This is a genomic window from Microcystis aeruginosa NIES-4325, assembly GCF_008974145.1.
Classification (GTDB): domain Bacteria; phylum Cyanobacteriota; class Cyanobacteriia; order Cyanobacteriales; family Microcystaceae; genus Microcystis; species Microcystis aeruginosa_G.
The window spans coordinates 43667-69693 of the sequence record NZ_BJKP01000008.1 but is presented as its reverse complement, the minus strand read 5'-3'; the positions used below and the strand labels follow the sequence as shown (position 1 = coordinate 69693).

The 26027-nt window shown below is 44.0% G+C and carries 21 protein-coding genes; 13 read left to right on the top strand and 8 right to left on the bottom strand.

What is annotated here, in order from left to right; translation table 11 throughout:
• The first annotated feature begins 16 nt into the window (after nucleotides 1-16).
• From MiAbW_RS06365 to MiAbW_RS06350, 4 genes are all read left to right on the top strand, one after another.
• Nucleotides 17-2323, top strand: coding sequence for a sensor histidine kinase (locus tag MiAbW_RS06365; RefSeq protein WP_151695406.1), 2307 nt, complete (start codon nucleotides 17-19; stop codon nucleotides 2321-2323).
• Nucleotides 2262-2708 carry a response regulator gene (locus MiAbW_RS06360; protein ID WP_151695405.1) on the top strand — a complete coding sequence of 149 codons (447 nt, stop codon included), beginning with the start codon at nucleotides 2262-2264 and terminating at the stop codon, nucleotides 2706-2708. The genes MiAbW_RS06365 and MiAbW_RS06360 overlap by 62 nt, the downstream gene beginning before the upstream one ends.
• A gap of 303 nt (nucleotides 2709-3011) precedes the next feature.
• Nucleotides 3012-4187, top strand: coding sequence for a hybrid sensor histidine kinase/response regulator (locus MiAbW_RS06355; RefSeq protein WP_151695404.1), 1176 nt, complete (start codon nucleotides 3012-3014; stop codon nucleotides 4185-4187).
• Between the two features lie 561 nt (nucleotides 4188-4748).
• Nucleotides 4749-5558 carry an SDR family NAD(P)-dependent oxidoreductase gene (locus MiAbW_RS06350; RefSeq protein ID WP_151695403.1) on the top strand — a complete coding sequence of 270 codons (810 nt, stop codon included), beginning with the start codon at nucleotides 4749-4751 and terminating at the stop codon, nucleotides 5556-5558.
• Nucleotides 5559-5619: 61 nt separating this feature from the next.
• On the opposite strand, the gene MiAbW_RS06345 is transcribed toward MiAbW_RS06350, so the two are convergent.
• The gene (locus MiAbW_RS06345; RefSeq protein ID WP_151695402.1) at nucleotides 5620-6486 is read right to left on the bottom strand and encodes a 6-pyruvoyl trahydropterin synthase family protein; all 867 of its coding nucleotides are present in this window, start codon (nucleotides 6484-6486) and stop codon (nucleotides 5620-5622) included.
• A 172-nt stretch (nucleotides 6487-6658) separates the two neighbouring features.
• Nucleotides 6659-7492, bottom strand: coding sequence for a transposase (locus MiAbW_RS06340; protein WP_238707204.1), 834 nt, complete (start codon nucleotides 7490-7492; stop codon nucleotides 6659-6661).
• Nucleotides 7493-7504: 12 nt separating this feature from the next.
• Here MiAbW_RS06340 and MiAbW_RS06335 point away from each other — a divergent pair, with 12 nt between their 5' ends.
• A complete protein-coding gene (locus MiAbW_RS06335) occupies nucleotides 7505-7780 on the top strand; it encodes a transposase (RefSeq protein WP_172967346.1) in 276 nt (91 codons plus the stop codon).
• Between the two features lie 37 nt (nucleotides 7781-7817).
• On the opposite strand, the gene MiAbW_RS06330 is transcribed toward MiAbW_RS06335, so the two are convergent.
• Complete coding sequence (locus MiAbW_RS06330) at nucleotides 7818-9389, bottom strand: Na+/H+ antiporter (RefSeq protein ID WP_151695400.1); 1572 nt, start codon at nucleotides 9387-9389, stop codon at nucleotides 7818-7820.
• A 136-nt stretch (nucleotides 9390-9525) separates the two neighbouring features.
• Between MiAbW_RS06330 and MiAbW_RS06325 the strand changes: the two genes are divergently transcribed.
• Together MiAbW_RS06325 and MiAbW_RS06315 are read left to right on the top strand one after the other, a co-directional pair.
• Entirely contained in the window at nucleotides 9526-10065 is a 540-nt protein-coding gene (locus tag MiAbW_RS06325) for a DUF3038 domain-containing protein (RefSeq protein ID WP_151695399.1), read from the top strand.
• Nucleotides 10066-10354: 289 nt separating this feature from the next.
• Complete coding sequence (locus MiAbW_RS06315) at nucleotides 10355-11692, top strand: DUF4335 domain-containing protein (protein ID WP_151695397.1); 1338 nt, start codon at nucleotides 10355-10357, stop codon at nucleotides 11690-11692.
• Nucleotides 11693-11704: 12 nt separating this feature from the next.
• Here MiAbW_RS06315 and MiAbW_RS06310 read toward each other — a convergent pair whose 3' ends face one another.
• Together MiAbW_RS06310 and lexA are read right to left on the bottom strand one after the other, a co-directional pair.
• Nucleotides 11705-11971: a TIGR02450 family Trp-rich protein gene (locus tag MiAbW_RS06310; RefSeq protein ID WP_002800208.1), complete on the bottom strand. Its 267-nt coding sequence runs from the start codon at nucleotides 11969-11971 to the stop codon at nucleotides 11705-11707.
• A gap of 75 nt (nucleotides 11972-12046) precedes the next feature.
• A complete protein-coding gene (lexA, locus tag MiAbW_RS06305) occupies nucleotides 12047-12661 on the bottom strand; it encodes a transcriptional repressor LexA (protein ID WP_151695396.1) in 615 nt (204 codons plus the stop codon).
• A gap of 753 nt (nucleotides 12662-13414) precedes the next feature.
• Here lexA and nifJ point away from each other — a divergent pair.
• From nifJ to MiAbW_RS06285, 3 genes are all read left to right on the top strand, one after another.
• Nucleotides 13415-16969, top strand: coding sequence for a pyruvate:ferredoxin (flavodoxin) oxidoreductase (gene nifJ / locus MiAbW_RS06295; RefSeq protein ID WP_151695395.1), 3555 nt, complete (start codon nucleotides 13415-13417; stop codon nucleotides 16967-16969).
• A 2-nt stretch (nucleotides 16970-16971) separates the two neighbouring features.
• On the top strand, nucleotides 16972-17997 hold the full coding sequence (locus tag MiAbW_RS06290; protein ID WP_151695394.1) for a dihydroorotate dehydrogenase-like protein: 1026 nt from the start codon (nucleotides 16972-16974) through the stop codon (nucleotides 17995-17997).
• 144 nt (nucleotides 17998-18141) lie between these two features.
• Nucleotides 18142-19350 (top strand): ATP-dependent 6-phosphofructokinase, encoded by a 1209-nt coding sequence (locus MiAbW_RS06285; protein WP_151695393.1) that lies wholly within the window; start codon nucleotides 18142-18144, stop codon nucleotides 19348-19350.
• Nucleotides 19351-19695: 345 nt separating this feature from the next.
• Here the strand turns inward: MiAbW_RS06285 and rpsN are convergent, their stop codons facing one another.
• Nucleotides 19696-19998: a 30S ribosomal protein S14 gene (rpsN, locus tag MiAbW_RS06280; RefSeq protein WP_151695392.1), complete on the bottom strand. Its 303-nt coding sequence runs from the start codon at nucleotides 19996-19998 to the stop codon at nucleotides 19696-19698.
• 161 nt (nucleotides 19999-20159) lie between these two features.
• Here rpsN and MiAbW_RS06275 point away from each other — a divergent pair, with 161 nt between their 5' ends.
• The gene (locus MiAbW_RS06275; RefSeq protein ID WP_151695391.1) at nucleotides 20160-20699 is read left to right on the top strand and encodes an NUDIX hydrolase; all 540 of its coding nucleotides are present in this window, start codon (nucleotides 20160-20162) and stop codon (nucleotides 20697-20699) included.
• Here MiAbW_RS06275 and MiAbW_RS06270 read toward each other — a convergent pair.
• Nucleotides 20692-20874, bottom strand: a complete 183-nt coding sequence (locus tag MiAbW_RS06270; protein ID WP_002769951.1) for a hypothetical protein — start codon at nucleotides 20872-20874, stop codon at nucleotides 20692-20694. The genes MiAbW_RS06275 and MiAbW_RS06270 overlap by 8 nt on opposite strands.
• A 185-nt stretch (nucleotides 20875-21059) precedes the next feature.
• On the opposite strand from MiAbW_RS06270, the gene MiAbW_RS06265 reads away from it, so the two are divergent.
• Both MiAbW_RS06265 and MiAbW_RS06260 read left to right on the top strand, forming a co-directional pair.
• Entirely contained in the window at nucleotides 21060-23285 is a 2226-nt protein-coding gene (locus MiAbW_RS06265) for a glycosyltransferase (protein WP_151695390.1), read from the top strand.
• 364 nt (nucleotides 23286-23649) lie between these two features.
• Nucleotides 23650-25233, top strand: coding sequence for a hypothetical protein (locus tag MiAbW_RS06260; protein ID WP_151695389.1), 1584 nt, complete (start codon nucleotides 23650-23652; stop codon nucleotides 25231-25233).
• 40 nt (nucleotides 25234-25273) lie between these two features.
• Here the strand turns inward: MiAbW_RS06260 and MiAbW_RS06255 are convergent, their stop codons facing one another.
• A complete protein-coding gene (locus tag MiAbW_RS06255) occupies nucleotides 25274-26020 on the bottom strand; it encodes a DUF4079 domain-containing protein (protein WP_151695388.1) in 747 nt (248 codons plus the stop codon).
• Nucleotides 26021-26027 lie beyond the last annotated feature (7 nt).

The window sequence follows — 26027 nt, the reverse complement described above, 5'->3', positions numbered from 1 at the left end:
TCTGGGGGCAATACGCATGGAAGTTCTAACCGAGACAATTAACCCAACTTCGATCGAACGGGAACCGATCCATCTCTATAACCGAATTCAACCGCACGGGGTGCTTTTAGTTCTCAGCGAACCGGAGCTAAAAGTCAGCCAAACCAGCAGTAATAGCGGCAGTTTATTGGGTATTTCTCCGGGTGAAATGATCGGTAAAACCCTAGAGGAAATCTTCGATCCCTTTCAGATCGATCCTCTGAAATCAGCCATAGAAAATAACGATTTTGATGCTATCAATCCCTCCAAAATTTGGGCGCGGGTTAAAGGGGATGATTTTGCCGTCTTTGATGCTATTTTTCACCGCAACGCCGAACAAATGCTGATTTTAGAGTTAGAACCAGCTATTTCCTATGAAAACATTCCTTTCCTGAGTTTCTATCACCTAGCCAAAACTTCGATCGATAAACTTGAAGCCACCCGTAACCTGAAAGATTTCTGTAATATCATCGTTAAAGAAGTGCGAAAAATGACAGGATTCGATCGAGTTATGTTATATAAATTCGACGAAGAAGATAACGGTGATGTGATAGCAGAAGACAAAATAGAGCAACTAGAACCCTATCTCGGGTTACGTTATCCCGCTTCCGATATCCCTCTACCGGCACGAAATTTATTAAGTGCTAATTGGATTCGACAGATTCCCGATGCTACCTCTGAACCCGTCGAGCTAGTGCCTAGTCTTCATCCCGAAACCCAACAACCCTTAAATTTAACCCTGTCCAGTCTTAGAAGTGCTTCTCCATGTCATTTAGAATACCTGCATAACATGGGAGTGGGAGCATCTCTAACCATTTCTCTGATTGAAAATAAACGTCTCTGGGGCATTATTGCCTGTCATCACCGCACCCCCAAATATGTACCCTACGAACTCCGTAAAGCTTGTGAGTTCTTAGGAAGAGTAATTTTCTCGGAAATATCAGCACGGGAAGAAAGCGAGGATTATGACTATCGAGTAAAATTAAACTTTGTGCAATCGCAGTTAATCGATTATATGGCTGAGGCTAATAACTTTATTGATGGATTAATTGCCCATAAACCGAATCTGCTTGATCTAACTAAAGCCACAGGAGCCGCTATTTGTTTAGGCGGCAATTATACCTTAATTGGAGTAACACCGAGCGAAGAACAACTAAATTATCTGATTACTTGGCTAGAAAAAAACGTCCATGAAGATGTTTACTATACCAATTCCTTACCGAGAATTTATACCGATGCAGGTAAGTTTAAAGATATTGCCAGTGGTTTACTAGCAATTCCTATTTCTAAACGTAATTATCTCCTCTGGTTTCGTCCGGAAGTAATTCAAACCGTGAACTGGGGTGGTGATCCGGGTAAAGCGATCGAAACGACTGCCATAGATGGTGATATTCGTCTCTGTCCGCGTAAATCTTTCTCCCTGTGGAAAGAAACCGTTCGCCTCAAATCTTTACCATGGAAAGCAGTAGAAATTAACGCCGCACTAGAATTACGAAAAGCGATCGTCAATATCATCTTAAAACAAGCCGATGAATTGGCACGTTTAGCGCGGGATTTGGAACTATCGAACGCCGAATTAAAAAAATTCGCCTACGTCGCTTCCCACGATTTACAGGAACCCCTCAATCAAGTCGCCAACTATGTGCAGTTGCTAGAAATGCGCTACACCGAAGAACTGGACGAAGATGCTAAAGAATTTATTACTTTTGCCGTCGAAGGTGTCAGCTTGATGCAAACATTAATAGATGATGTGCTGGCTTACTCAAAAGTGGATATGCAGGCGGTAGAGTTTAATACCATCGATGCTAATCTGGCACTGGAAAAAGCTCTCGCTAACCTGAAAGGGAGAATTCAGGAAAGTCAAGCTATAATCACCGTTGATCCTTTGCCAATTGTCATGGCAGATAAAACCCAGTTAATGCAATTGTTCCAAAATCTCATCGGTAATGCCATTAAATTCCGGGGAAAAGCAACCCCCACTATTCATATTGCTGCTCAACGTCAAGAGGAGGAATGGCTGTTCTCTGTCACCGATAATGGAATTGGTATCGATCCCCGATTTTCCGAACGTATTTTCGTGATTTTCCAACGACTACACACCCGCGACGAGTACCCCGGCACAGGTATGGGTTTGGCGATTTGTAAGAAAATTATCGAGTGTCATCGCGGACGAATTTCGGTAGAATCCCAATTAGGTAAAGGAGCGGTTTTCTATTTTACAATTCCCCTAGGAGGTAACGAGCGTGAGCGCTGGCGAGGACGTGCCACACAAAATTATCTTATTAGTGGAGGACAGCAAAGCTGATATTCGCCTCATCCAAGAGGCATTAAAAACTAGCACCGTCCCGCATGAATTAGTTATCGTTAGGGATGGTGTCAACGCCATGGATTATCTGCGTCGAGAAGGGGAGTATCTCGATTCTCCCCGTCCTAATCTGATTCTTCTCGATCTGAATTTACCAAGAAAAGACGGACGGGAGGTATTAGCGGAAATAAAAAACGATCCCAGTTTAAAAAGAATTCCTGTGGTGGTTTTAACCACTTCTCGCAACGAGGAGGATATTTTTTATAGCTATGAACTGCACGTTAATTGTTATATAACCAAGTCGCGCAATCTCAACGATTTGTTCAAAATTGTCAAAAATATCGAGGCTTTTTGGTTAGAAACCGCTACTTTACCCAGGGAGTGAATCATTATCGGTTATCAGTGAGCACTGAGCAGTTATCAGGTTTGAGTTTTCAGTTAATAGTAAGCTAAGACGCATCTTAATAGCCTATCCTTAGATTAGCTCAATCTCCCCTAATCCCTTTACTGTTGCCTCTTGCCTGATCTCAATAAGTAATTTAAATGCTTAATGGCTTATCAAGTGGCAAGTTCGGAGCTTTCTTTTCACTGATTACTGTTTACTGGACGGCTACGCCGTGCCTTTGGCAACACTGAAAAATCGTCCCAATCCCTAACCTCCCAAATCTCTTTAACTCTTGATTAAAAAATGGGACTCTCGCAGGATATAAAAGTTCTTTTAATCGAGGATAATTTAGCCGAAGCTCGATTATTAAAGGAAATTCTTAAGGGTAATGAAAACAAAGAATTTCATCTGGTTAATGTGTCAAGATTATCCGAGGCGATTTCTCTGTTACAACAAACAAATTTTGATGTGATTTTATTAGATCTAACTTTACCAGATAGTCAGGGTTTGGAATCCTTAGCTCCCCTTTTAATTACGGCTCCGAAATTACCGATCGTGGTTTTAACTAATACTAATGATGATAATTTAGCTTTGCAAGCACTACGTCAGGGAGCGCAGGATTATTTAATTAAAAGAGAAGTAACTTTAGAAATTTTAACTCGATCGCTATGTTATGCGATCGAGCGAAAACAGATGGAGGAAGCTTTACGAGAATCCAACGAAGCTTTAAAAATGAGCGTGATTGAACGCACTAATCAACTGGAAAAAGCTCGGGAATTAAATCAGTTAAAAACCGAATTTGTTTCCATGTTATCCCACGATTTTCGCAATCCTTTAAATAAAATCTTACTCTCGGCTGGATTATTAGAAGAAAGTCGTGATCGGTTGACAAAAGATCAGCAAGTTAGCTATTTTCGCATGATTCGATCAGCCATTAAAGACATGGATCAATTGCTCACGGAAGTGTTATTAATTGGTAGGGCTGATTCTGGGAGATTATACTGTCAATTTGATCCGGTGGATTTGCTTGATTATTGTCAAAAATTGGTGGAATCTTTTATTGTTAAGCCAGAAAACCAATCAGCAATTATTTTCCAAGTTGAGGGCAGCTTAGAAAGAGGACTTTGGGATGTTAATTTAATTAAACATATCTTGACAAATTTACTGGGAAATGCTCTCAAATATTCACCCGAAGGAAACCCCATAGAATTTAAGATTATTGTCGAATCCGAGCAGCTAGTCTTTAAAATTGTCGATCGAGGCATTGGTATTCCCAGCAAAGATCAAGAACATTTATTTAAACCTTTTTATCGCGGTAGCAATGTCGATAATATTCAAGGAACGGGATTAGGATTAGCCATTGTCGGACGCTGTGTGGAAGCGCACAAAGGACAAATTTATCTGGAAAGTGAGGAAGGAAAAGGCACAAAGATCACGGTGATTTTACCGATTATTACCGACATTGAACACCTAAATTGAGATGAATAATAGGGTGGCACCACAATTTTTTTTCTGCTGCCCCTCTCCCCTAGGGTTGATTCATGAATCAACCCTACCTCTCCTTTTTCCCCTTCCATAGGATTGATACTAAATCCAGTTATAGCGGTTCTCGTACCTGTGCGGCACACTTAAAGCTTTACTGATTAAGCTGTTTAAGGTCGAGAATGTACCTTTTGTGAATGGGAAACGCTATATTAAAAACTGATTATCTATTCCCCCTTTTGCCTCTTGCCTCTTGCATGAATGCCTATCCTGATATGTTACCTATACTTAACGGATTTAGTATGAGGATCACTCTGAGCGTTCATCCGATCGAGTGATTTTGCGGAAAAGTGTTAAAAAAGATTGCTGTTTGTAAAGACAACTGTTACCGTAGGTTCAAGAGTGCGCTTTGAAGGAGGAAAAATCCCATGCACCCTAACCTATCCATCTATCCCTCGATTGCTTCGCTACTTATGTAGGGTATAGATGCGCAAATGAAAGATTTCAGAAGCAAAACCAATAAATTTCTGTACTGTTGCTTAAAACAGGAGTTTGATCATGAAATTACAGGGAAAAACTGCCCTAGTCACGGGGGCATCCCGGGGCATTGGACGAGCGATCGCCTTAGAATTAGCCCGACAAGGTTTAAGCAGAATTGTGATTGTTGCCAGAGATCAAGAGCGATTAGAAAAACTAGCGAAAGAAATTGAGTCCCTAGGGGTCATTGCCACACCTTTAGCCCTAGATTTAACCGAAAATGACCTTGTTAGTCCTTCAATTATCCGCGTTTGGCAAGAATGCCTTGGCATCGATATCCTCGTTAACTGTGCCGGTATTGCCCATCAAACCCCCTTTCTGCGATCGCAATTCTCGCAAGTGCAAGCAGAAATATCTTTAAATCTGATGGCCATGTACACAGTTACTCGCTTAATTGCCCGCCGGATGGCAATTCGGGGACAGGGAACGATTGTCAATGTTTCCAGTATGATGGGTAAAATTGCCGCTCCTAGCTTCGCTACCTACTCGGCCACCAAATTTGCCATTTTGGGTTTTAGTCAAGCTCTCAGGTCGGAATTAAGGGAACATAACATCAAAGTTGTCACCCTCTTACCCTCTTTAACCGATACGGATATGGTGAGAGAATTGCAGTTATTTCGATGGTTAAAACCGATGAGCGCCGAAGAAGTCGCCCAAACCCTAATTACCGGGTTAAATAGGGAAAAAACGGAAATTGTCGTCGGTTGGCAAAGTCATCTAGCTCTTTGGTGTCAAAAATTGGCCCCGAAACTGCTCGAGAAAATTGTCGATTTAGCCTCTCCCTTACGCCAAAGCAAAGGAAAGCGAGGATGGCGAGAAGTGTTTAACTAGGGTTTAATTAAATCCATCAGGGTGAGCCATGCTCACCCTAATCACCTTAACTAATAGGCAATTAAACGGCTGTCAGGGTTTTTTCTAGAAGTTGTCGGGGAGTTTGAACCGAACCACGACAGTGGATTTCCGCAGAATTATTGGGACTTTCAATCAGTTTAACTTTATCTAATTCGGCTCCTAATTGGCGGATCCGTTCCTCTAATAGTTGAGCGATATGTAGGGCAATATTTTCGGCAGTGGGAACCACTTCGGCAAAGTGGGGAATATCCTTATTTAAAAAAGCATGATCGAAGGGTTCTACTACCAATTCATCGATCGCTTTTTGTAAATCTCCTAGATCTACAATCATACCGGTGCGGGGATCGATTTCTCCCGCCACGGATACTTCTAGGTGATAATTATGGCCATGACCATTTACCCTGGCGCATTTGCCGTAGATTTCCGAGTTTTGTTCCAGGGTTAATTGCGGTAAGGCCAAACGATGGGCAGCGCTAAAGTGAGTTTTGATAGTTAAAGTTGCTTCCATATCTTTTCCTTGATATTCTGCCCACAATTCGGGGTGTTCAAATAGTTGAATTTTGACCAATGGTAAATAGGGTGCTAATCTTTGCCAGATAACTCTAGCGATATTTTCCGTGGTGGGTAGGGTTTGCTGAAATTCCGGCCAGACTTGATTGAGATAGGAGTAGTCTAATTGACTGGTTACCTCTCGTTTAATTACCTGTTTCACGGTGGAGAGATTTTCCACCATGCCATAAAGATTGAGTTCTTTGTATAGGGAGACATATAATTCGTAATTGTGACCATGACCGGGAAAACGGCTACCAAGACCAAAAAGTCTTTGATTTTCGGCTTCGTTCCATTCTGGTAGATAATAGCGATGGCTGGCTGAAAACCGCGCTCGACGATTGATAAGGCAATCCATAAATGTGGGCGATCGATGACTTTGTAAAGTTACGTTAAGAGTAACCCCTTATAGCATAAACCAGTTTTGTCCCCTCTGACTGGAAAATGATAACGCAACTAAAAAGCGTTATGAACGAGTTGGCCGCTGTCTTCAAGGATAAAGGCCAGATTGACCCGTATTTTAGACCAATTTAAAAAAAAAACGCAACAGGCTCAAGATTAACTTGATAACGAAGCTTCTCTAAACGTTTAACCAGAAGTTTTTTCACACTTTCGGGTCGTTGTTGGTCAAAATAATCAGCCCCTAAATCCCGGTAAGGTTGTTGACGAGAGATAAGATGATCAGCAATCACCAGGATAGAATGAGCGACAGCAACGGCAGCACGTTTTTTGCCCCGACGCAGACTCAGACGGCGATACTGGGCAGCTAAGTAAGTCTTAGTGCGAGCCAGGGCATGGACTGACTGTACTAAAATCGTCCATAAAACGCGATTGCCCTTGCGAGTGCTGGCAGAAAGGGTTTTACCACCGCTCTCATAGTTACCCGGAGCTAATCCTGCCCAAGCCGCTAAATGTTCGGCACTGGGAAAACGGCTCATGTCAGTACCAATTTCTGCGACGATTATCTCGGCAGTCCTTCTGGCCACACCGGTCATAGTATCAACTAACTCAACCGCTTCGGCGAAAGGGCGGCAATACTCCTCAATTTCTTGGTCAAGCTGGGCAATCGTCTCGTCAATACTGTCAATAAGACTTAGTAACTGGGCGAGAATAAATTGCTGATGGGGACGCACCCGACCGGAGAGTGCTTCTACTAGCAAATCCTGTTTTTGTCGCAGTGTTCCTTGGCCTAGGGCGGCTACCACTTCTGGGCTGCTCTCACCAGCTACAATGGCTTCGAGCATGGCTCGTCCCGATACTCCTAAGACATCACTGGCGACACAGCCTAGTTTAATGTTCGCCCCTTCTATAGCAAAAAATGGGTTATTTAGGACGCTTTCAATTTTCAAACTCTTATCGGTCAAGGGTTTCAGCGATTGATTGTCCTAACCCCCCCTATCTTTGCTATATTACCCGAACTACTACCCGGTCAAATTATCATCATTGATAACGCCAGTTTTCATCCCAAAGAGAGAATCAAAAAATTGTTAGCTAAAGCGGGATGTGAAGTGCTATTTTTACCCGCCTATTCTCCAGCTCTCAACAAAATTGAAAAGTTCTGGGCTAGATTGAAAAACTATGTTAGTCAGATTATCAATGATAGTGAAAACCTTGTGGATGCTGTGAGTAAAGCCTTCAGGCATCTGTCCTAACTAACTCGTTCTATGCCATATATACCCCAAAATAGTCCTACTGTTCACTGATTTTACTTTCAGCGAGAATTTCTTGGAGGACGGGGGATAAATTGCTAGTTAAACGGCCGGCTCGAATAAATTCAGCGTAGGTATCAGCTTCGATATCTAGGAGGGTTTCCCGAAGTTGTTCCATTGTTAATAGCTGTAATTGGGGATAACTATCGTTGAGAGATTGTATTTCCGCTTCTACGGTCTTTAACTTTTCTTTGACGAGATGCTGCTCATAACTAAAGAATTCGGGGGCAACATCGGGAGATTTATGTAACTTAGAAAGATAATCTAAAACCCTTTTTAGAGCTACCCTTCGGGCTAAAAGTTCCGCATAGTTTTCTCGAATTGGTTGATCACCGATCAGGTCTAATCTCGATAGGAAAGTTTGAATAGTTAATCCCTGAACCAAAAGGGTAAAGAGAACAACTCCGAAGACGATATCGATGATATCCTGACGATTGGGAAAAATAACCGGCACACTTAAAGCTAGGGCAATAGAAACGGAACCACGCAAACCTCCCCACCATAAAACCGTTTTTTCCCGCCAATTAATTTTAGTTTCCATCAAGGCATTACTAACAGTTGCTAAAGCAAAGGTAGCCAGAAAACGGGCTGCCACCACGGCGGCGATCGTGATAAAAATTAAATTGAGATTATCGGCTAAACTGGAGAGACGAATCTGATCGCCGATGAGGAGAAAAACGATCGAATTGACAAAAAAAGCAAGAAACTCCCAGAATTCCGTGACTAATAGGCGAGTACGGGGACTCATACTAATTCTAGAGCCAAAATTACCTAAAATAATCCCCGTAGTCACCACTCCGATTACCCCCGAACCCCCGAACTCCTCGGTTAATAAATAAGCACCGTAGGCGGACACAAGAGTTAAAGACTGTTCCACTAGGGGTAAATCCAGACGTTGAGTCAGATAGGAAATACCAAAACCCACTAAACAACCCACTGCCACCCCGATACCGATAAAAGCGGCAATCCGGCTAATGGTTGTCTCTAAGGATAGACCACTAGCACCGAGGGGAATTTCCACCAAAAGAGCGAAAGCGACGACAGCGACCCCATCATTAAATAAGCTTTCCCCTTCCAAAAGCACGGTGAGCTTTTTACTGGCCCCTAATTCGCGAAAAAGAGCGACAACAGCAACGGGATCCGTAGAAGAAAGGCTCGCACCCACTAATAAGGCCGTAAATAGGGGTAAATTGGTCAATTCATCTAGGGTAAAACCAACCCCAAAAATCGAGATAATTACGCCGACAATGGCGAAAAGACTGACGGGAATCCAATTATCCTTCAGATCTCGCCAGCGCGTATTCCAAGCGGCTTCAAATAGCAAAGGGGGCAGAAAAATTTCTAGAATCAGTTCGGGGGATAGGTTCACCAGACGGATATCGATGAAAGCTAAACCTAAACCGACTATCACTAACAATAGGGTGTAAGGAATTTGGCGAAACCAGCTAAAAATCCTCGAAACCGTGGCCACACTCAGGGAAACGGACAAAACAATTAGAAATTGTTCCAAATTTTGCTTAATGACTTCATCGGTAGCGGATTCTAAACTCATTGGGTGCGAGGCAATCGGTGAGCGGACGTGCAAGAAAAGAACAATCTAAATTATTATTACACTTTAGAACGAGTGATTTTTTCTCCTAAACCCAAGTTTTTCTGCTGGCAATTCCTTATTATCTATGTCCTTGACTATGCCTCAGTCTGCCGAGTCCTCCACGGGTGAGGATTTACCCTTAGCTATCTCACCCAGTAACGAGCAGTTAGAGAATATTAATAGCTATTTAAACCTGATTTTGGCGGCTTTAGTCTCTCTAGCTAATTTAGACTCCGAGTCTATCACCCAAGCAGCCCAAGAATTAGCCTTAGATGCAGATACAAGCGATCGCCTAGTTGCCCACCACTGGCAACCCCAGTCAAAACTTTCCCTAGCGGACATCCGTTCTCTAGTTCTCCTCCTCTGTCATCTAGCCCAAAAAAAGCAAGAGTTAATCCGTCGCGCCGTCATTCTCTTGGAACAAGTGGGAACTCAAGGACAAGAACCAGTCAAAACCACACTTTTGGGCAATTATATCGATAATTTTCGCTTAAAATACCCAGAAATCTCGGAAAATAATCTCAGCGATTCTAGCCTGATTTCCCTAGCCTGGAAATTATTAATCGATTTATTGTTCTACAGCAGCCCCCGCAGTCATCTCCTTCTCTGGCACACCCTTTTAGCAAGTAAAAAGTAAAAAGGCTATCAGGAGTCAGGAGTCAGTATTCAGGAGTCAGTATTCAGGAGTCAGGAGATTATTTTTATACTAAATCCGGTTATTAAAAACTGATTATTTATTCTCCCATTTGCCTTTTGCCGTTCGTACCTCGGCGTGAGCTTTTGTCGAACGCTGAGCTCACGGCCGAAGCCTCTTGCATGAGTGCCTCTCCTCATAACTAGCCTATACTTAACGGATTTAGTATTATTTATTCTTCCCAGTTCATAATTCATAATTCATAATTTATAATTCCCACCGATAACTAAAAATGAGTAATCTAATTCGCAAATATACACCCCCCACCTGTACCCTAGAAATTTTGGGAAATAGTTCGCCTCTAGCGGTTTGCCTAGGTAAAAATGTCTTAAACGACGCCCACTTTCAATTGCGCTTTGATGATCCTAGATTGAGTGAGGAAAAACAGGTGACGATCAAAGGCGATCGCACACAATTACAACTCCTAGGGGAAATTGTCGCTAATTATGTGCAGAATTTACTCTCTAGTCCCGTTTCTACCCTCTCTTTCGTGGCTAGTGGTTCCCCCGAAAGTCATCTTCCCTCCTTACCCTCTCTCCGTTGTCAGGGACTTCTGCACCATCAATTATTTTTGGGTTCCCTGCTAACTGATAGGGATAAACAGGAGATCGAATTAACCACATCGCAATTATTCGATCTAGCCAATGCTTTAGGGGAATATAACCTTGAAAGCCCCCTAATACCCCCACTAATTCGCCATAAAACTCGAAAAAATGCCCTGATCTGGACAGGATTAATCGCCTCAGCCCTAATAACTATCGGAGGAATAGCGATCGCATTTTATCAACAGCAAGAACTAACCAACAATGATTTAACCACCGATCCCAATAGTGCCAAGATTCCCCAACCCTTGCCAACGCTGCCTTTACCCTCCACGGGAACAGCCGCCCCCAACCCGCAGTTACCGGCAAATTTGGGCAATAAAACCCCTTTACCGCCACCGCCGCCCGTGGCAACCGTTCCAGCCCCAGTTCGCCCGTCTAGCGTCCCCCTAGTGATTCCACCGCCCACTTTACCGCCGCCACCAGTCACAGGTTCGCGTCCCGGCGGCACGGCGATCATAATTGAACCGAATAATCAGAAAATCCCGATTACTGCCCCCCCCGTCACTGGCGATCGGGGTACAAATGCACTGGCAAATATTCCCCCCACCACGATGAATCCGACTCCAGCACCGCCAAAATTGCCCAATTTACCGACTCTAAGCCCTGTTAACCCCGAAAATGTCAATTTAGACCCCAAACCGCCCACAACTACCGCTAAAGCCCCAGAAACGAATTTACTAGATACAATTCCCCAAGTGGCAGAAACCAGAGAATATTTTCAGTCCCGTTGGCAACCACCGGAAAGTCTCAAGCATACTCTAGAGTACCGTTTGGTCTTAAATCAGGATGGTTCCCTAAAACAGATTATTCCCCTAGGACAGGCGGCGAAAATCTATCTCGATCGCACTAATATGCCCCTGCTCAATCAACCTTTCGTGTCTCCCCTCGATATCCCCGGTAATCCCCAATTGCGTCTAGTGCTTGGTTCTGATGGTACGGTGCGGACTTTTATGGAACAGCAATAGGCTGTACTGCATTTAATTAACAATAATCTCGTCAGTGCTGTCGGGTTGGTTCATTTCCGTTAGGGTTTGCCAACCTGATTGCCAGAGGTTCGCATCTTGCAACTGTTTAGCATTAATCCAGAAGCGGACGGTCGGATCGCAGGAAGCGACTAATTCGGCAAAAACCCATTGACCGCGATTTTGACGATTGACCACTTGAAAATGTCGCCAGCCCCATGTTTTTTGTTTTGCCGTCCATTTTGACCCCAAGAGATGGGGATATTTCTGTTTTTTGGGCATAAAAGTTAAGACACCTGAGTTGCCGACAAGAGAGAGGAAAAATTATCGGGGCGCTTAAGTGCGCCCCCATTTTGACTAATAACCGCGCCAAACACCAACCAAAACCCCTTGTACTTGTACTTGTTCGGTATTGGCTGTAATTGGTTGATATTTTTGATTGGAGGGTTGGAGAGTGATGTTTTCTCCTTCTTGGTAGAAACGTTTTAAAGTAGTGCCGTGGCCCTCGACTCTAGCGGCGACGATTTCCCCATTGGACACCGCCTCATTACCCGTGAGAGAACGCATAATCACTAGATCCCCATCGGCAATATGATCCTCGATCATACTGTCTCCGGAAACGCGCAGAGCATAACAGTCTTGACTGCGTTGCAACAGGTTAGAAAGATCGAGTTTTTCTTCCACATCGGTGAAGGGTTCCACTAAACCACCAGCAGCGATCGCACCTAGAACCGGTAAACCTTGCACTGGTTGTTTGAGAATCCGCAGGGTGCGTGCTTTTCCTTCTGTCCAATCAATATAGCCTTTGGTGCGTAAACGTTCTAAACGGCTTTGAATCGGTGCGGGAGAGCGTAAATTCATTGCTCGCATCATTTGCCGGATGGAAGGGGCGTGTTGCGTAGTGCGAATGTACTCAATTAGCCAGTCGTACAACTCCTGTTGCGCTTGAGTCAGGGATTCGAGGTTAGTCATGATCTATTTTCCTATCCTTGGGTTAAGATAATTTGTACTTTAGTTCATTTGTGTTTAACCTAGTACATCTTAACTTCATCGGCTGACTAAATCAACTGGTTATTAGAGCTCTTGCAAAAATCCAAAATTGTCGTGTTTGGTTAGGAGTCGGTCGTCAGCCTTGAATCAGTTATCAGTTATCAGATGCGAGTTACAGCGTTTCTCAGATAGATGAGGTTCGTTCTTGCGGCTAAAATACTTGATTAGCAAGGGTTAATTTGTGCTTCACCTTTACGAGAAATGCCGTATCAGTTTACTGATTACTGATAACTGAAAAGTCTCCCTTCTGCCCACTTCATAATTAATAATTCATAATTCCTTCTCCCTGCTCATAGACAGTCTTAACGAGTAATTTGGATGGTCAATAGCTTATCTTCTGACCCAGCACTTTTTTTAAAAAAGTATCATTAATTTTTATCTCAATTCTGAATATTAGTTAATCCCATTGTCGGTTGCTGGCAACCTCAGCAGCGTATTAAGAAAAAATAACGAATTGCTAGAAAGCCGAGAATCTGGATAATGATCGAGGTGGAGACAGAAAAATTGCTCTACTTAAGCCTGTCTGCCGTAAGCGTCCAATAGTAGATAGGGAGTCAAAAGCGACGCTCAAGAAAGTCCTTCGGTTGTCAGGGAAACGAGAGGATATTTAGTGCGAAATTGAGCCGTAAAAAAACTTAAAATCCCGACAAATATCGTAAAAACTAAGGGGAACACATGACCACAAAAACCTATGCAACCATAGACGGTAACGAAGCTGTTGCGCGCGTTGCCTATCGTCTCAGTGAAGTAATCGCTATTTATCCTATCACTCCCTCCTCGCCTATGGGTGAATGGTCCGATAGTTGGGCTGCCGAACGCAGAGCTAATCTCTGGGGAACCATTCCTTCCGTAATCGAAATGCAGAGCGAAGGTGGGGCAGCGGGAACCCTGCACGGAGCGCTACAAACAGGCTCTTTAACTACCACTTTTACTTCCTCCCAGGGATTACTATTAATGCTCCCCAACTTCTACAAAATTGCGGGGGAATTAACCTCTTCAGTGGTCCATGTGGCAGCTCGTGCTTTAGCAGCCCAAGGGTTGTCAATTTTTGGGGATCATAGTGATGTCATGTCTGCCAGAAGTACGGGTTGGGCTATGTTAGCGGCTAATTCGGTTCAAGAAGCTCATGATCTGGCAGCAATCGCCACAGCTACCACCCTAGAAACGCGGCTTCCTTTTCTGCACTTTTTTGATGGTTTTCGTACCAGTCATGAGGTGCAAAAAGTCGAATTAATTAGCGATGAAATTCTCAAAGAACTGATAGATGAAGACCTAATTATTGCCCATCGTCAAAGAGCTTTAACTCCCGATCGACCGGTTTTACGAGGCACGGCACAAAATCCCGATGTTTATTTCCAAGCAAGGGAAAGCGTCAATCCTTTCTATCATGCTTGTCCCGATATCGCCCAAAAAATTATGGATCGTTTTGCCCAATTAACAGGACGGCAATACCATCTCTATGAATACCACGGTGCGCCCGATGCCGAAAGAGTGATTATTTTAATGGGATCGGGAGCAGAAACCGTCCATGAAACCGTTGATTATCTCAATCAAAATGGGGCTAAAGTTGGGGTGTTAAAAGTTCGTCTCTATCGTCCCTTTGCCGCCGACAAATTACTGGCAGCTTTGCCCACCACAGTGAAAAAAATAGCCGTTTTAGATCGCTGTAAAGAACCCGGTGCCGGGGGCGATCCGCTATATTTAGACGTGGTAAATGCCTTTATGGAAGACTACGAAGGCAAGCTGCCGAAAATTGTCGGAGGACGCTACGGTTTATCTTCCAAAGAATTTACTCCAGCCATGGTTGCTGGTATATTTGATAACTTAAGTCTCGACAAACCCAAAAATCATTTCACTATTGGTATTGTTGACGATCTTACCTTTTCTAGTCTGGAATATGACCGCTGTTTTTCCACCGAACCAGACAAAGTAGTGCGGGCGGTTTTCTACGGTTTAGGTTCCGATGGTACGGTGGGAGCTAACAAAAATTCAATTAAAATTATCGGTGAAGATACTGATAATTATGCCCAAGGTTATTTCGTCTATGATTCCAAAAAATCTGGCTCCGTCACCGTTTCTCACCTACGCTTTGGTCTGGAGCCGATTCGCTCTACCTATTTAATCACTGATGCTAACTTTATCGCCTGTCATCAGTGGGAATTTATCGAACAATTTGACCTGCTAGAAACCGCTAAACCGAACTCAATTTTTCTCCTCAATAGTCCCTATCCACCGGAGGAGGTATTTAGTCACTTACCCCGCCATCTCCAGCAAACTATCATCGACAAAAATCTGCAAGTTTATACGATTAATGCCACTCAAGTGGCCAAAGAAGCGGGGATGGGCAGCCGGATTAATACCGTGATGCAGGTGTGTTTCTTTGCCCTAGCGGGGGTTTTGTCTCGGGAAGATGCGATCGCACAAATCAAAAAAGCCATTCGCAAGACCTACGGCAAGAAAGGAGAAGAAATCGTGCAGATGAACATCAAAGCTGTGGATTCTGCCCTAGAACACCTCTATCAAGTGCCAATTCCCGCCACTGTCACCCCCGAAGCTTTTGAATTAAGACCCCCAATTCCCGACACCGCACCCGCTTTCGTCCGAGAAGTCCTCGGCAAAATTATCGCCCGTCACGGGGATCAACTACCCGTTAGCTCCCTTCCCAACGATGGGACCTATCCCACCGCCACTAGCCAATGGGAAAAACGCAATATTGCCCAAGAAATCCCCGTTTGGGATGCAGATGTCTGTGTTCAGTGCGGTAAATGCGTTCTTGTTTGTCCCCACGCCGTTATTCGCTCGAAAGTCTATGATGAGGCCGAATTAGCCACGGCCCCGGAAACCTTTAAAGTCGCTAATGCTAAGGATCACGACTGGAAAGGGCTAAAATTCACCATCCAAGTGGCCGCCGAAGATTGTACCGGTTGCGGTCTCTGCGTTGATGTTTGCCCCGCTAAAAACAAATCGCAACCACGTCTAAGAGCGATTAATATGGCTCCCCAATTGCCCCTGCGGGAACAGGAACGAATTAACTGGGATTTCTTCCTTAATTTGCCTAATCCAGACCGATTAAGCTTAAATCTCAATAAAATTAACCATCAGCAAATGCAGGAGCCTCTCTTTGAGTTTTCCGGTGCTTGTGCCGGTTGTGGTGAGACTCCCTACGTTAAATTAGTCAGTCAGCTATTTGGCGATCGCATGATAGTGGCTAATGCCACCGGTTGTTCATCTATCTACGGAGGTAATTTACCGACAACACCCTGGGCAGTTAACGCCGAAGGTCGCGGTCCAGCTTGGTCGAATTCCCTCTTTGAAGATAATGCCGAATTTGGCTTAGGATTCCGGGTTTCCATCGATAAACAGGCAGAATTTGCCGCCGAACTGTTAGCAACCCTCGCTAGTGAAATCGGAGAAAGTCTGGCGGCAGATATTCTCAATTGTCACCAAGTGGATGAAGCGGAAATTTACGAACAACGGCAACGGGTAGAGGCCCTAAAATCCCGTTTAGGGCAGTTAACCCCGACCACGCAGGTGAAAATGTTGTTATCCGTGGCCGATTATCTGGTTAAGAAAAGCGTCTGGATTGTCGGGGGTGACGGTTGGGCCTACGACATCGGTTATGGTGGCTTAGATCACGTTTTAGCCAGTGGTCGCAATGTGAATATTTTGGTCATGGATACGGAAGTTTACTCGAATACGGGCGGCCAGGCCTCGAAAGCGACTCCTCGCGCCGCCGTAGCTAAATTTGCTTCTGGTGGCAAACCGGGGCCGAAAAAAGACCTCGGTTTAATGGCCATGACCTACGGTAACGTCTATGTGGCCAGCGTGGCTATGGGGGCAAGAAACGAGCAAACGATCAAAGCTTTCCTAGAAGCGGAAGCTTACAACGGGCCATCGTTAATTATCGCCTATTCTCACTGTATTGCTCACGGGATCAACATGACCACCGCCATGAACCATCAAAAAGAAGTGGTGGAAAGCGGTCGCTGGTTAATGTACCGTTATCATCCCGATTTAGCTAAAGAAGGCAAAAATCCCCTACAATTGGACAGCCGTGCGCCTAAGCTTACCGTAGCGCAAACTCTCTACTCGGAGAATCGCTTTAAGATGTTGGCCACCAGTAAGCCGGAGGAAGCTAAACGTCTGCTCAAAGAAGCACAAGCAGATGTGGATACGCGCTGGCAAATGTATCAGTATTTAGCAGCAAAAGGTACAGGAGGCAACGAATAGTTATGAATCTACACACTACCTACATGGGTTTACAATTGCGATCGCCGCTAGTCATCGGTGCGGCCGCACCCTTGAGCGAGGATATCGACAATATCAAGAGAATGGAAGACTTTGGAGCCGCTGCCGTGGTTTTACACTCCTTTTTCGAGGAGCAGATTAAACAGGAAAGACTGGCTCTACACCATCATTTTACCCACGGAGCCGAGAGTTTTGCGGAAGCTTTGACTTATTTTCCCGAACCGGAGGTTTTTCACGTTGGTTCCGACGAATATCTTAACCATATTCGCAAAGCCAAAGAAATGGTCGATATTCCTATTATTGCCAGTCTCAACGGTGAGACATCTGGGGGATGGTTGGAGTATGCCATTCAAATTCAACAAGCGGGTGCTGATGCTTTGGAGTTGAATATTTACTATGTTCCCAACGACCTAGAATTAACCGGAAATCACGTCGAACAAAACTATGTTGATATCCTCAAAATTGTCAAATCGGAGGTATCAATTCCCGTCTCGATGAAGTTAAGTCCCTACTTTAGCAATACGGCCAATATGGCTAAACAATTAGCGGAAGCGGGGGCCGATGGGTTGGTATTATTTAACCGTTTCTATCAGCCGGATATCGACTTAGACACCTTAGATGTTCACCCCAATATTATCCTCAGTAATCCCCAAGCAATGCGTTTACCCCTGCGCTGGATTGCCATGCTTTACGGTCGTGTACCGACGGATTTTGCCGCTACCAGTGGTATTCATAACGCCATCGACGTGATCAAAATGATGATGGTGGGGGCAAAAGCGACTATGTTAGTTAGTGTTTTATTACGCCACGGTTTGGAGGAAATTATTAAGATCGAACAGGGTTTATTGCATTGGTTGGAAGAAAATGAGTACGAATCGATCGAGCAGTTAATTGGCAGTATGAGTCAAATGAATTGCCCAGATCCGAGCGCTTTTGAACGGGTACAGTATATGAGGGCCCTGCAAAGTTACGAACCTGTTTGGAAACGTTTTCAAACCACCAGCAAATAAAAGTGGGGAGTGGGAAGCTTTTTTCAGTGATCAGTGATCAGTAAACAGTAATCAGTGAACTGAAAACTTACATCTGATCAGTGATCACTGAAATCCCCAACACCCATCCGACTCCTGACAAAAAAAATCCCGGAGGATATAACCATGAACGAGAATCAAAACAAAAAAATCGGTATTCTGACCAGTGGTGGCGATTGCCCGGGGTTAAATGCGGTAATTCGTGCCGTGGTGAAAGCATCAAAACTCAAGGGTTGGGATGTGTACGGCATTCCCTACGGGACCGACGGTTTTATGCAGATTGCTGAGGGGAAATATCACCCCCAAGATTTGATCCTGACTCAGCATGGCTATGACCTACCCGGGATATTGAAAGGATTAGACGTTTTGCAGTTTCTTAGTGGTAGTGTACTGGGTTCTTTGAGCAAAGGACATCCCGAAAACCCAGAAATTGCCACGAAAATCCTGCAAGGATACGAAATGCTGGGATTAGATGCCCTGATCGTCGTCGGGGGCGATGGGAGCGTCGATATCATCTACGATCTGGCCCAGAAAGGCAATTGGAATATTATCGCAGTTCCCAAAACCATCGATAATGACGTTCCCTATACGGAATGGTCCGTCGGTTTTACCACTGCCGTGGATATCGTCACTCAAGCTTTGTATGATCTCACCTTTACCGCCGCTAGTCACGAAAGGGTGATGATTGTGCAGGTGATGGGTAGAGATGCTGGTCATTTGGCCCTTCATGCCGGAATTGCCGGGGGGGCCGATGCGATTTTTATTCCCGAATTAACCCCGGCTCTCACTCCCGCAATTATCGACGGTTGTTGTCGTCATTTGGCACAATTACGCGCTCAAGGTCGTCAATTCGCTCTCATTGTAATTTCTGAGGGCGTTAAGGACGAAAATAACCAAAAAGAGAAGTATATTGCCGATTATTTAGAAAAATTGATAGTTGACAAAACTCGCTCTTTGTGCGTTACCGATCCCGTCTTCTGTTATCTCAATTCCATGGATGTGCGCGCCATGTCCTTGGGACACCTGCAAAGAAGTCGTCCTCCTTTAGCTATGGATCGACTGTTGGCGACGGCTTTCGGCATTAAGGCCGTAGAATTAATCGAACAGGGTAAACTCGATCGCGTGGTGATTTGGCGCGGGGGACAAGTGCGTAGTCTGCCCCTGAAACCGGTGATCAAAATTATCAAACAATGTCATCAAGAGCATCGCTGTGCCTATCCCGTCGATCCCCAGGGTTTCATCGTCAAAACCGCCCGTTCTTTGGGAATTTACCTAGGGGAAAATACCACGACCGAGACGGCAGTAGTTCCGCAAGCTGTGGAGGTGTTAGTTTAGTTATAATAAAGCGAGAAGGGTTGCTCATACCTTCTCGCTCTGTTCATTGGTTAAGATTGGGTATTTCTCAACCCTACAATTACGAGAGATACTGACAGCCATAAAATCAGGATCAGGCTTCGGACTACTTTAATGATAATCCCAGCTTTTTTTAATGACCCTAACTAAGAATTAAGAATAAACCCTTCTTCGCTTATTAGACAGGCTTCCTAAAATAGATTGTCATCGAGATCGAGCGCGGTTTCAACCCTGCTCGATTTTACTGATGAGAATCCCCGTCTTTTGCAAGCGGGGAGATGTCAACACACCTCTATCACAGGATTTTTGCGAGGATTTTGTTTCTGACTACCAGCTAGACTTGACTACACCGGGTAAAAGACCTTGGTGCGCCCATTCCCGTAAAACGTTGCGCGATAAACCAAAATCGCGATAGTATCCTCTCGGTCTGCCCGTGGCTAAACAACGGTTGCGGTGACGACTGGGAGCGCTATTGCGGGGTAATTCCTGTAATTTTTGGTGAATTGCCAGTTTTTCTTCAAAATCTTCGGCGGTGCGGAATTGTTCTTTTAGTTCCGCTCTTTTAGCTTCGTATTTTTGTCTGAGATGATCGCGTTTTTTCTCGCGTTCTACCATCGATTTTTTTGCCATGGGGGTTTCTCGAAAAAGATTTAACCTGTAAAGACAGCATTTCCCATTATAACCTGAATCTCTCCTCGGCCGTCAGACGATAATTCTGCCCGATCCCTAACACCGGTGACAAAGGTAACATTTCTTGATATTAATTCTTAAAGTCCTAGTTGAAATTTCCTATGTCTGAACCACCTCAATTTCTCCAACAACGTCTTTTTTATCAAGGTCGCGTCTTTCAATTTCAAGTCTCGAAACTCCGTTTACCTAACGGTGTCGAGGGAGAATGGGAATGTGTGCGTCATCCGGGAGGCGCTTTAGCAGTTCCGATCACCAGCGAAGGTCAATTAGTTTTAGTACGTCAGTATCGATTTAGTCTGCAAGCTCGAATTCTGGAATTTCCCGCCGGAACGATCGATGAAGGAGAAGACCCCGCTACGACGGTAAAACGAGAATTAGAGGAAGAAGCGGGCTATCGGGCGCATAATTGGCAATCTTTGGGTAAATTTGCCCTGGCACCAGGTTATTCCGATGAATACATCTATGCTTTTCTGGCACAGGATCTGGAAAAATTAAGCTTGCCCCCCGATCAAGATGCCGATGAAGATCTAGAAGTGGTTTTTATGAGTTTTGAGGAAATGGAATCAGCGATCGCAAGGGGAGAATCGATCGATGCTAAAACTATTACTAGCTTCTATCTAGCCCGTTTAGCCCTTAATTAATCTTTTCAATCACCGCTTGTCCTAGTTGAATCAACTCAAAACCGATGAAAAGGCTTAAAATCACAGTGACAGCCTGATTAAGTAGGGGTATATTGCCTTTGCCTAGAACAGAAGCGACGAATTTGACCACAACTAAAACGAGAGCGCTAACAACGGCGATTTTGACGGCTATCATAGATTAATTTTTCCTCACGGTTAACCAAAGTATACTATTTCTAGACTTTTTCTGGCTAGTTTCATCTGGTTTGATACAAAATTTAGCATTTTGGTGGAGAGCGATCCTGTCATTGCCAAAAATGTACAGGTTTTTGTTAAGAATTGTAAAATATAGTTTAGATTTATTTGCTCAGAAGGGGATTTATGTCTAACCAAGAAACGATTTTTCCGTTACCTCAAAAACCAGCATATTCCTCCCTATTCAAGTCGATTTTAGCGATAATATCAGTTATCTTAATTATGTTAGCAGTGATCGGCGGGCTAATGATGGTCAGTTTATCATTATGTTGGCCGGAACACAATATTTATCGATTACTACTTGGCTTAGTAGAAGATTTTTTTAACCCCTTTGCTTGGATCAAAGTTCCCACAGTTACTAATAGCTATCAATTATTATTACCCACAGTTATCCTGCTAATTTTTACGCAGTTCTTCATTTTCTTGTCTCCGCATCCGCAAGTTTGGTCAAGATTAGTCATTATTTCTATCACTCTAGCTATCACCCTGCGCTATCTACTCTGGAGAATTCTGGAAACCTTAAATCTTTCTACTCCTCTCAATGGCTTTTTTAGTTTACTACTTTTAGGCATTGAGATGATAGTTTTAAGTAGTAGCATAATTCAGTTAGTTTTAGTCTTGACCACAAAAAATAGACGCAAAGAAGCTGATTTTTATAGCCAAGCAGTGATCAATAAACAGTATTTACCGACGGTAGATATCCTGATTCCCACCTATAATGAGCCAGCCTTCATCTTAAAAAGAACTATTATCGGTTGTCAAGCCCTGAATTATCCCCATAAAAATATTTATATTCTCGATGATACCCAGAGATCAGAAATTGATAAATTGGCAGAAAAATTAAATTGTCATTATCTGACTCGTGAGGATAGAAAAAACGCTAAAGCAGGTAATTTAAACCATGCGCTCAGACAAACTCAAGGGGAATTAGTGGTGGTTTTTGATGCAGATTTTATTCCTTGTCAGAACTTCCTAGAAAGAACTGTTGGCTGGTTTCAAAACCCTAAAATTGCCTTAGTGCAAACTCCCCAAAGCTTTTATAACGCCGATCCTATCGCCCATAACTTAGGCTTAGAAAATCTCGTTACTCCCGACGAAGAATTATTTTATCGTCATATCCAACCAGCTAAAGATGGGGTAGGTAGTCCTGTCTGTGCTGGCACTTCTTTTATTGTCAGAAGAAAAGCATTAGAGGAAGTGGACTACTTTAATATAGAATCTATTAGTGAAGACTATTTCACTGGGATTGCTATCTCAGCGAAAGGTTATGAAGTTATTTACTTAAATGAAAAACTCAGCGCTGGTTTATCTGCCGAAAGTTTATCAGCTTATTTACGGCAAAGATTGCGCTGGGCAAGGGGAACTTTACAGGCCTTTTTTATCAAAGCTAATCCCCTGAAAATTGCGGGACTAACTCTACCCCAAAGATTGGCACACTTAGAAGGACTTTTATCTTGGTTTTCTCCCTTAGCTCGTTTATTTTCTCTGCTTATTCCTCTCCTTTATACCTTTGGTTATATCGTACCTTTTAATATTACCATCGATGAGACAATCTATATCTTTTTACCCTACATGATGCTGCAGTTAGCCACTTATCACTGGTTAAATTCTCGCTCGCGCTCAATTATTTTTTCTGAGGTACTATCGATGATTATTTGTGTACCTACATCCCTAACAGTTCTCCATGTTCTTTGGAAACCCTTTGACAAAGGATTTCAGGTGACACCGAAGGGAATTGCTCGCCAAAATTATCAATATAATTGGCACTTATCCTACCCATTACTCTTTTTTCTCACCATTACTTTAATTAGTATTTTCTTTAATTTAAATCATCACAATTATCAAGAAAGTCCCCTAAATTTTGGCTTGATTTTGGCCATATATAACGTGGTTATTATCATGACTGCTCTAGTGGCTTTATTGGAAGCTCCCCTCACCCTAGAAACTCAATACCAAGTGCTGGAATCTCCCGTTAACTTGATAACAGAATCGGATATAGTTATACAGGGCAATCTGAAAAACCTTTCAGAAATAGGAGCAGAAATTAACCTAAGTGAACCTATCTACTCAGAAAAATTACTCCTAGATATTTTAGGCGAAGATTTGCGCCTATCTGCTCATCTAGTCAATCTAGAAAAACGAGGAAAAATCTGGCAAGTAACCCTTAAATTCCAGCCACTTACCCTATCAGAGCAGAGAAAACTAATTACTTTTCTATTCTGTCGTCCCCAGCGCTGGCCACTGAAAAATACGGCGGGAGAATTACAATCACTTTGGTTGTTAATTATCAGCTTTTGTCGTGGAATAGGCTTGATTTGGCGGGCATTTTTGAATCGAAAAACAGCCCTTTAGTTAAGTCAAAAGTCGGCTCTCTTATTCTTTGTGTGATCAGTTTAACTTACTATAAAAGCGATCAATCTTGGTGTCCTCTGTGTCCCTGTGGTTCCTTCCACGCGCTCGCCCGCAGGACTGTATCTTAGAATACATTTTACCCACCGAACCTAAGAGGGCCAAAAGTCGAAAATACTTATCGAACAATTACCGGCTGTTGACAGCGTTTCTTAGATAAATGAGGTTCGTTCTGGCAGCTGAAATATTTGATTAGCAAAGATTATTTTGTACTTTACCTTTACGAGAAACTCTATATCACGGTTGTCACTTGACCAAAACTTGACAGTATTATAATAGAAGTAACCATTCTTAGATGGACTAGCCCATGAAAAATCGTTTATGCCTTCACCTGATGGCTAATAAGGAAAAAGGGTTTGCCTTGCCTCTTGCCGTGTTAATTGGACTCATCATGATGGGAACAGGAATGACTATGATCATACGCGCCCAGGGAGACCAATCGAAAGTAATTGCCCAAAACGCCAGGGCTGATGGTTTAAGAAGTTCCGAAGCTGGGGTGACGCGTGTACAAGATTTACTCAATAGCGTTCGAGTTATGGCGACGGTTGATAGTAAGTGTACTTCTGGCGATTGTTGGCAGAACGCCCAAGTACCTACTGGTAATCCCAGTCCAGGTTTACAAACAGATTTAAAAAAATTAGCCATTGCCGCCGCCTGTGGTAATCCCGATCGTAATAACGAAATTGCCAACAAAATCCTCGCACCCACAGGACAACGAGCAGCAAGCCCAGGATTAAGAGATTTAGCTAGTGGTGAGTGGTTTCAGTTCCAGTTGAATGATAATCGTTATTATCGCGTGGTTGGATACGATTATAACGACGTAGTCGACCCCGATGTTCTGGGTTTGGGAGTTCTCACCCTCGAAGGGCGTTCCCGCAAAAGTGCCGAAACAGACCTAACTAACATTGATATAAATAGAGATAGTGGCGACAATGCCGCCTCCCGTAACCGTGTGGTGGTCAGTATCCCGATTCGTCCCTCTCTTCCCCTCGCATTCACTCGCACCACTGTCCCGGCTTTATGGGTAAGCGAGGGAGCCACGGAAAATGCGGGTCAAACTGCCCAGATTACGGTCGGTAGTGCCGACTATTCTGGCGGTGCTAACTTTCAGGGGGATGTGGTGATGAGCGGCACCACGGCGGCGACGGGATTTGTTGAGGTGACAGCAACTTTGCAACCAGATCTAGAATGTATTATTAACACGCAGAAAATTCAACAGCCCATACCTGCACCCAGTACCCCCTACAAAGCGCAATTTGTCGGTGTGGCTTTCCGCAATTTACCAGAAATTCCCATTGCAGCCACCCTTCGCCCTGAGCAGCAAGACCTAGAACTTGCCAGTTCCGAAACTTTTCCCCGACCGGGAGACACCCCATCTCCCAGCGGAGCGTACGAGTATATCGTTGATAATATCAACTTGGATGATGGCGAGAAGATTACCATTACTCTGGGGGAACGGGTGGTTTTTTATGTTAGAGGTAATATTAACGGTGCCATCGAACACAATTGCAATGGTGAGGACGGCTGTAGACCGGGCAATCTACAAATTTATGCCTATAATCACCCTACTATTTTAGGTGCCGCTGCGCCGCAAATTTGTCTGAGAGGAGACCAAAGACTAGAAGCGTTTATCTTTGCTCCTGCCTATTCCCTCGGTAAAAGCGGTAACGGTGCTTTCGTCGGTGCCGCCTGGGGTAAAAATTGGGGCAAAATTTCAGGCTGTGCCTCACCTGACAATGCTGTGGCTGTTACCCAAGGGGTAGAATGGACTGACTTAATCACAAACCTGAAACCAGCCCCCGTAAACACTTTGCCCCAACTTGGTGAGATTGCCAATTGGTGTGAAGAACCCATCGATACCGCTGCGGGTGCATCTGAGTGTGTACCTTAATTTCGCGACTGCCTCTCCCTCTCCCAGTCCCTAAAAAAGTTTAACTTATCGGGTTGATAAGGGGGGTTGAGGATTTCGGTTCAGGACAGGTTTTATTGGTGAAATCACAGCGATAAATTGCTGGTTTTTGCCAACTGAGGGGAATTTCCAGCAAATCCCTCGAACCTGTCATGGCTTGTCCCAGAAAGAGAGCCAGAGCGATACAATTGAGGACTGTATGGGCAATGCGCCAACGATGGGAACGGTCTTTATAGATATCTTCGACAATGGCCAGAGAGAAAATCATCAGTAATGATGCCGCCATGCCGATATAGTAGTGAGACCAGTACCATTGGGCCGAGAGTCGCCAGACCCCATCCTGAGAACCGATAATAATTAAACCGATGCCAGTCAAAGTGGCAAAAATTCCGCGCCAGAGAGCTTGTCTAGCGCGGTAGAGACAGACCAAAGAGGCAATGGTGACAAAAAACATCAAAATCACAAAAATGACCTGAAAGGAGTCTAATTTTCCATCTTTTTGTTTATCGACAAAACCATTAAAACCGTAAACGACCGAGTAAGCTAGTGCTAACAGGTTAACCCCTACCACTGTACCCGTTAACCAGCGGCCTAAGCGTAGATGTTCCGGCCCGACCACTGGCGGAATTTTACTTTTATTTCCCGCAGCGTTTTCTAAGCGACGTTGACGGGTTTGCCAAGCAAAGTTAACTACGAGGCCGATAATGGGGAAAACGACCACTATCGCTAGGACAGGATGAATGAGAGTCAGAAAATCGACGAATTGCATATTAAGT

Coding starts and splice junctions, on each gene's coding strand:
- MiAbW_RS06345 (WP_151695402.1), bottom strand. CDS start 6,486: ATGGATTGCCTTATCAATCGTCGAGCGCGGTTTTCAGCCAGCCATCGC.
- MiAbW_RS06290 (WP_151695394.1), top strand. CDS start 16,972: ATGAATCTACACACTACCTACATGGGTTTACAATTGCGATCGCCGCTA.
- MiAbW_RS06330 (WP_151695400.1), bottom strand. CDS start 9,389: ATGAGTTTAGAATCCGCTACCGATGAAGTCATTAAGCAAAATTTGGAA.
- MiAbW_RS06255 (WP_151695388.1), bottom strand. CDS start 26,020: ATGCAATTCGTCGATTTTCTGACTCTCATTCATCCTGTCCTAGCGATA.
- rpsN (WP_151695392.1), bottom strand. CDS start 19,998: ATGGCAAAAAAATCGATGGTAGAACGCGAGAAAAAACGCGATCATCTC.
- MiAbW_RS06365 (WP_151695406.1), top strand. CDS start 17: ATGGAAGTTCTAACCGAGACAATTAACCCAACTTCGATCGAACGGGAA.
- lexA (WP_151695396.1), bottom strand. CDS start 12,661: ATGACTAACCTCGAATCCCTGACTCAAGCGCAACAGGAGTTGTACGAC.
- MiAbW_RS06355 (WP_151695404.1), top strand. CDS start 3,012: ATGGGACTCTCGCAGGATATAAAAGTTCTTTTAATCGAGGATAATTTA.
- MiAbW_RS06275 (WP_151695391.1), top strand. CDS start 20,160: ATGTCTGAACCACCTCAATTTCTCCAACAACGTCTTTTTTATCAAGGT.
- MiAbW_RS06350 (WP_151695403.1), top strand. CDS start 4,749: ATGAAATTACAGGGAAAAACTGCCCTAGTCACGGGGGCATCCCGGGGC.
- MiAbW_RS06315 (WP_151695397.1), top strand. CDS start 10,355: ATGAGTAATCTAATTCGCAAATATACACCCCCCACCTGTACCCTAGAA.
- MiAbW_RS06325 (WP_151695399.1), top strand. CDS start 9,526: ATGCCTCAGTCTGCCGAGTCCTCCACGGGTGAGGATTTACCCTTAGCT.
- MiAbW_RS06260 (WP_151695389.1), top strand. CDS start 23,650: ATGAAAAATCGTTTATGCCTTCACCTGATGGCTAATAAGGAAAAAGGG.
- MiAbW_RS06265 (WP_151695390.1), top strand. CDS start 21,060: ATGTCTAACCAAGAAACGATTTTTCCGTTACCTCAAAAACCAGCATAT.
- nifJ (WP_151695395.1), top strand. CDS start 13,415: ATGACCACAAAAACCTATGCAACCATAGACGGTAACGAAGCTGTTGCG.
- MiAbW_RS06285 (WP_151695393.1), top strand. CDS start 18,142: ATGAACGAGAATCAAAACAAAAAAATCGGTATTCTGACCAGTGGTGGC.
- MiAbW_RS06270 (WP_002769951.1), bottom strand. CDS start 20,874: ATGATAGCCGTCAAAATCGCCGTTGTTAGCGCTCTCGTTTTAGTTGTG.
- MiAbW_RS06310 (WP_002800208.1), bottom strand. CDS start 11,971: ATGCCCAAAAAACAGAAATATCCCCATCTCTTGGGGTCAAAATGGACG.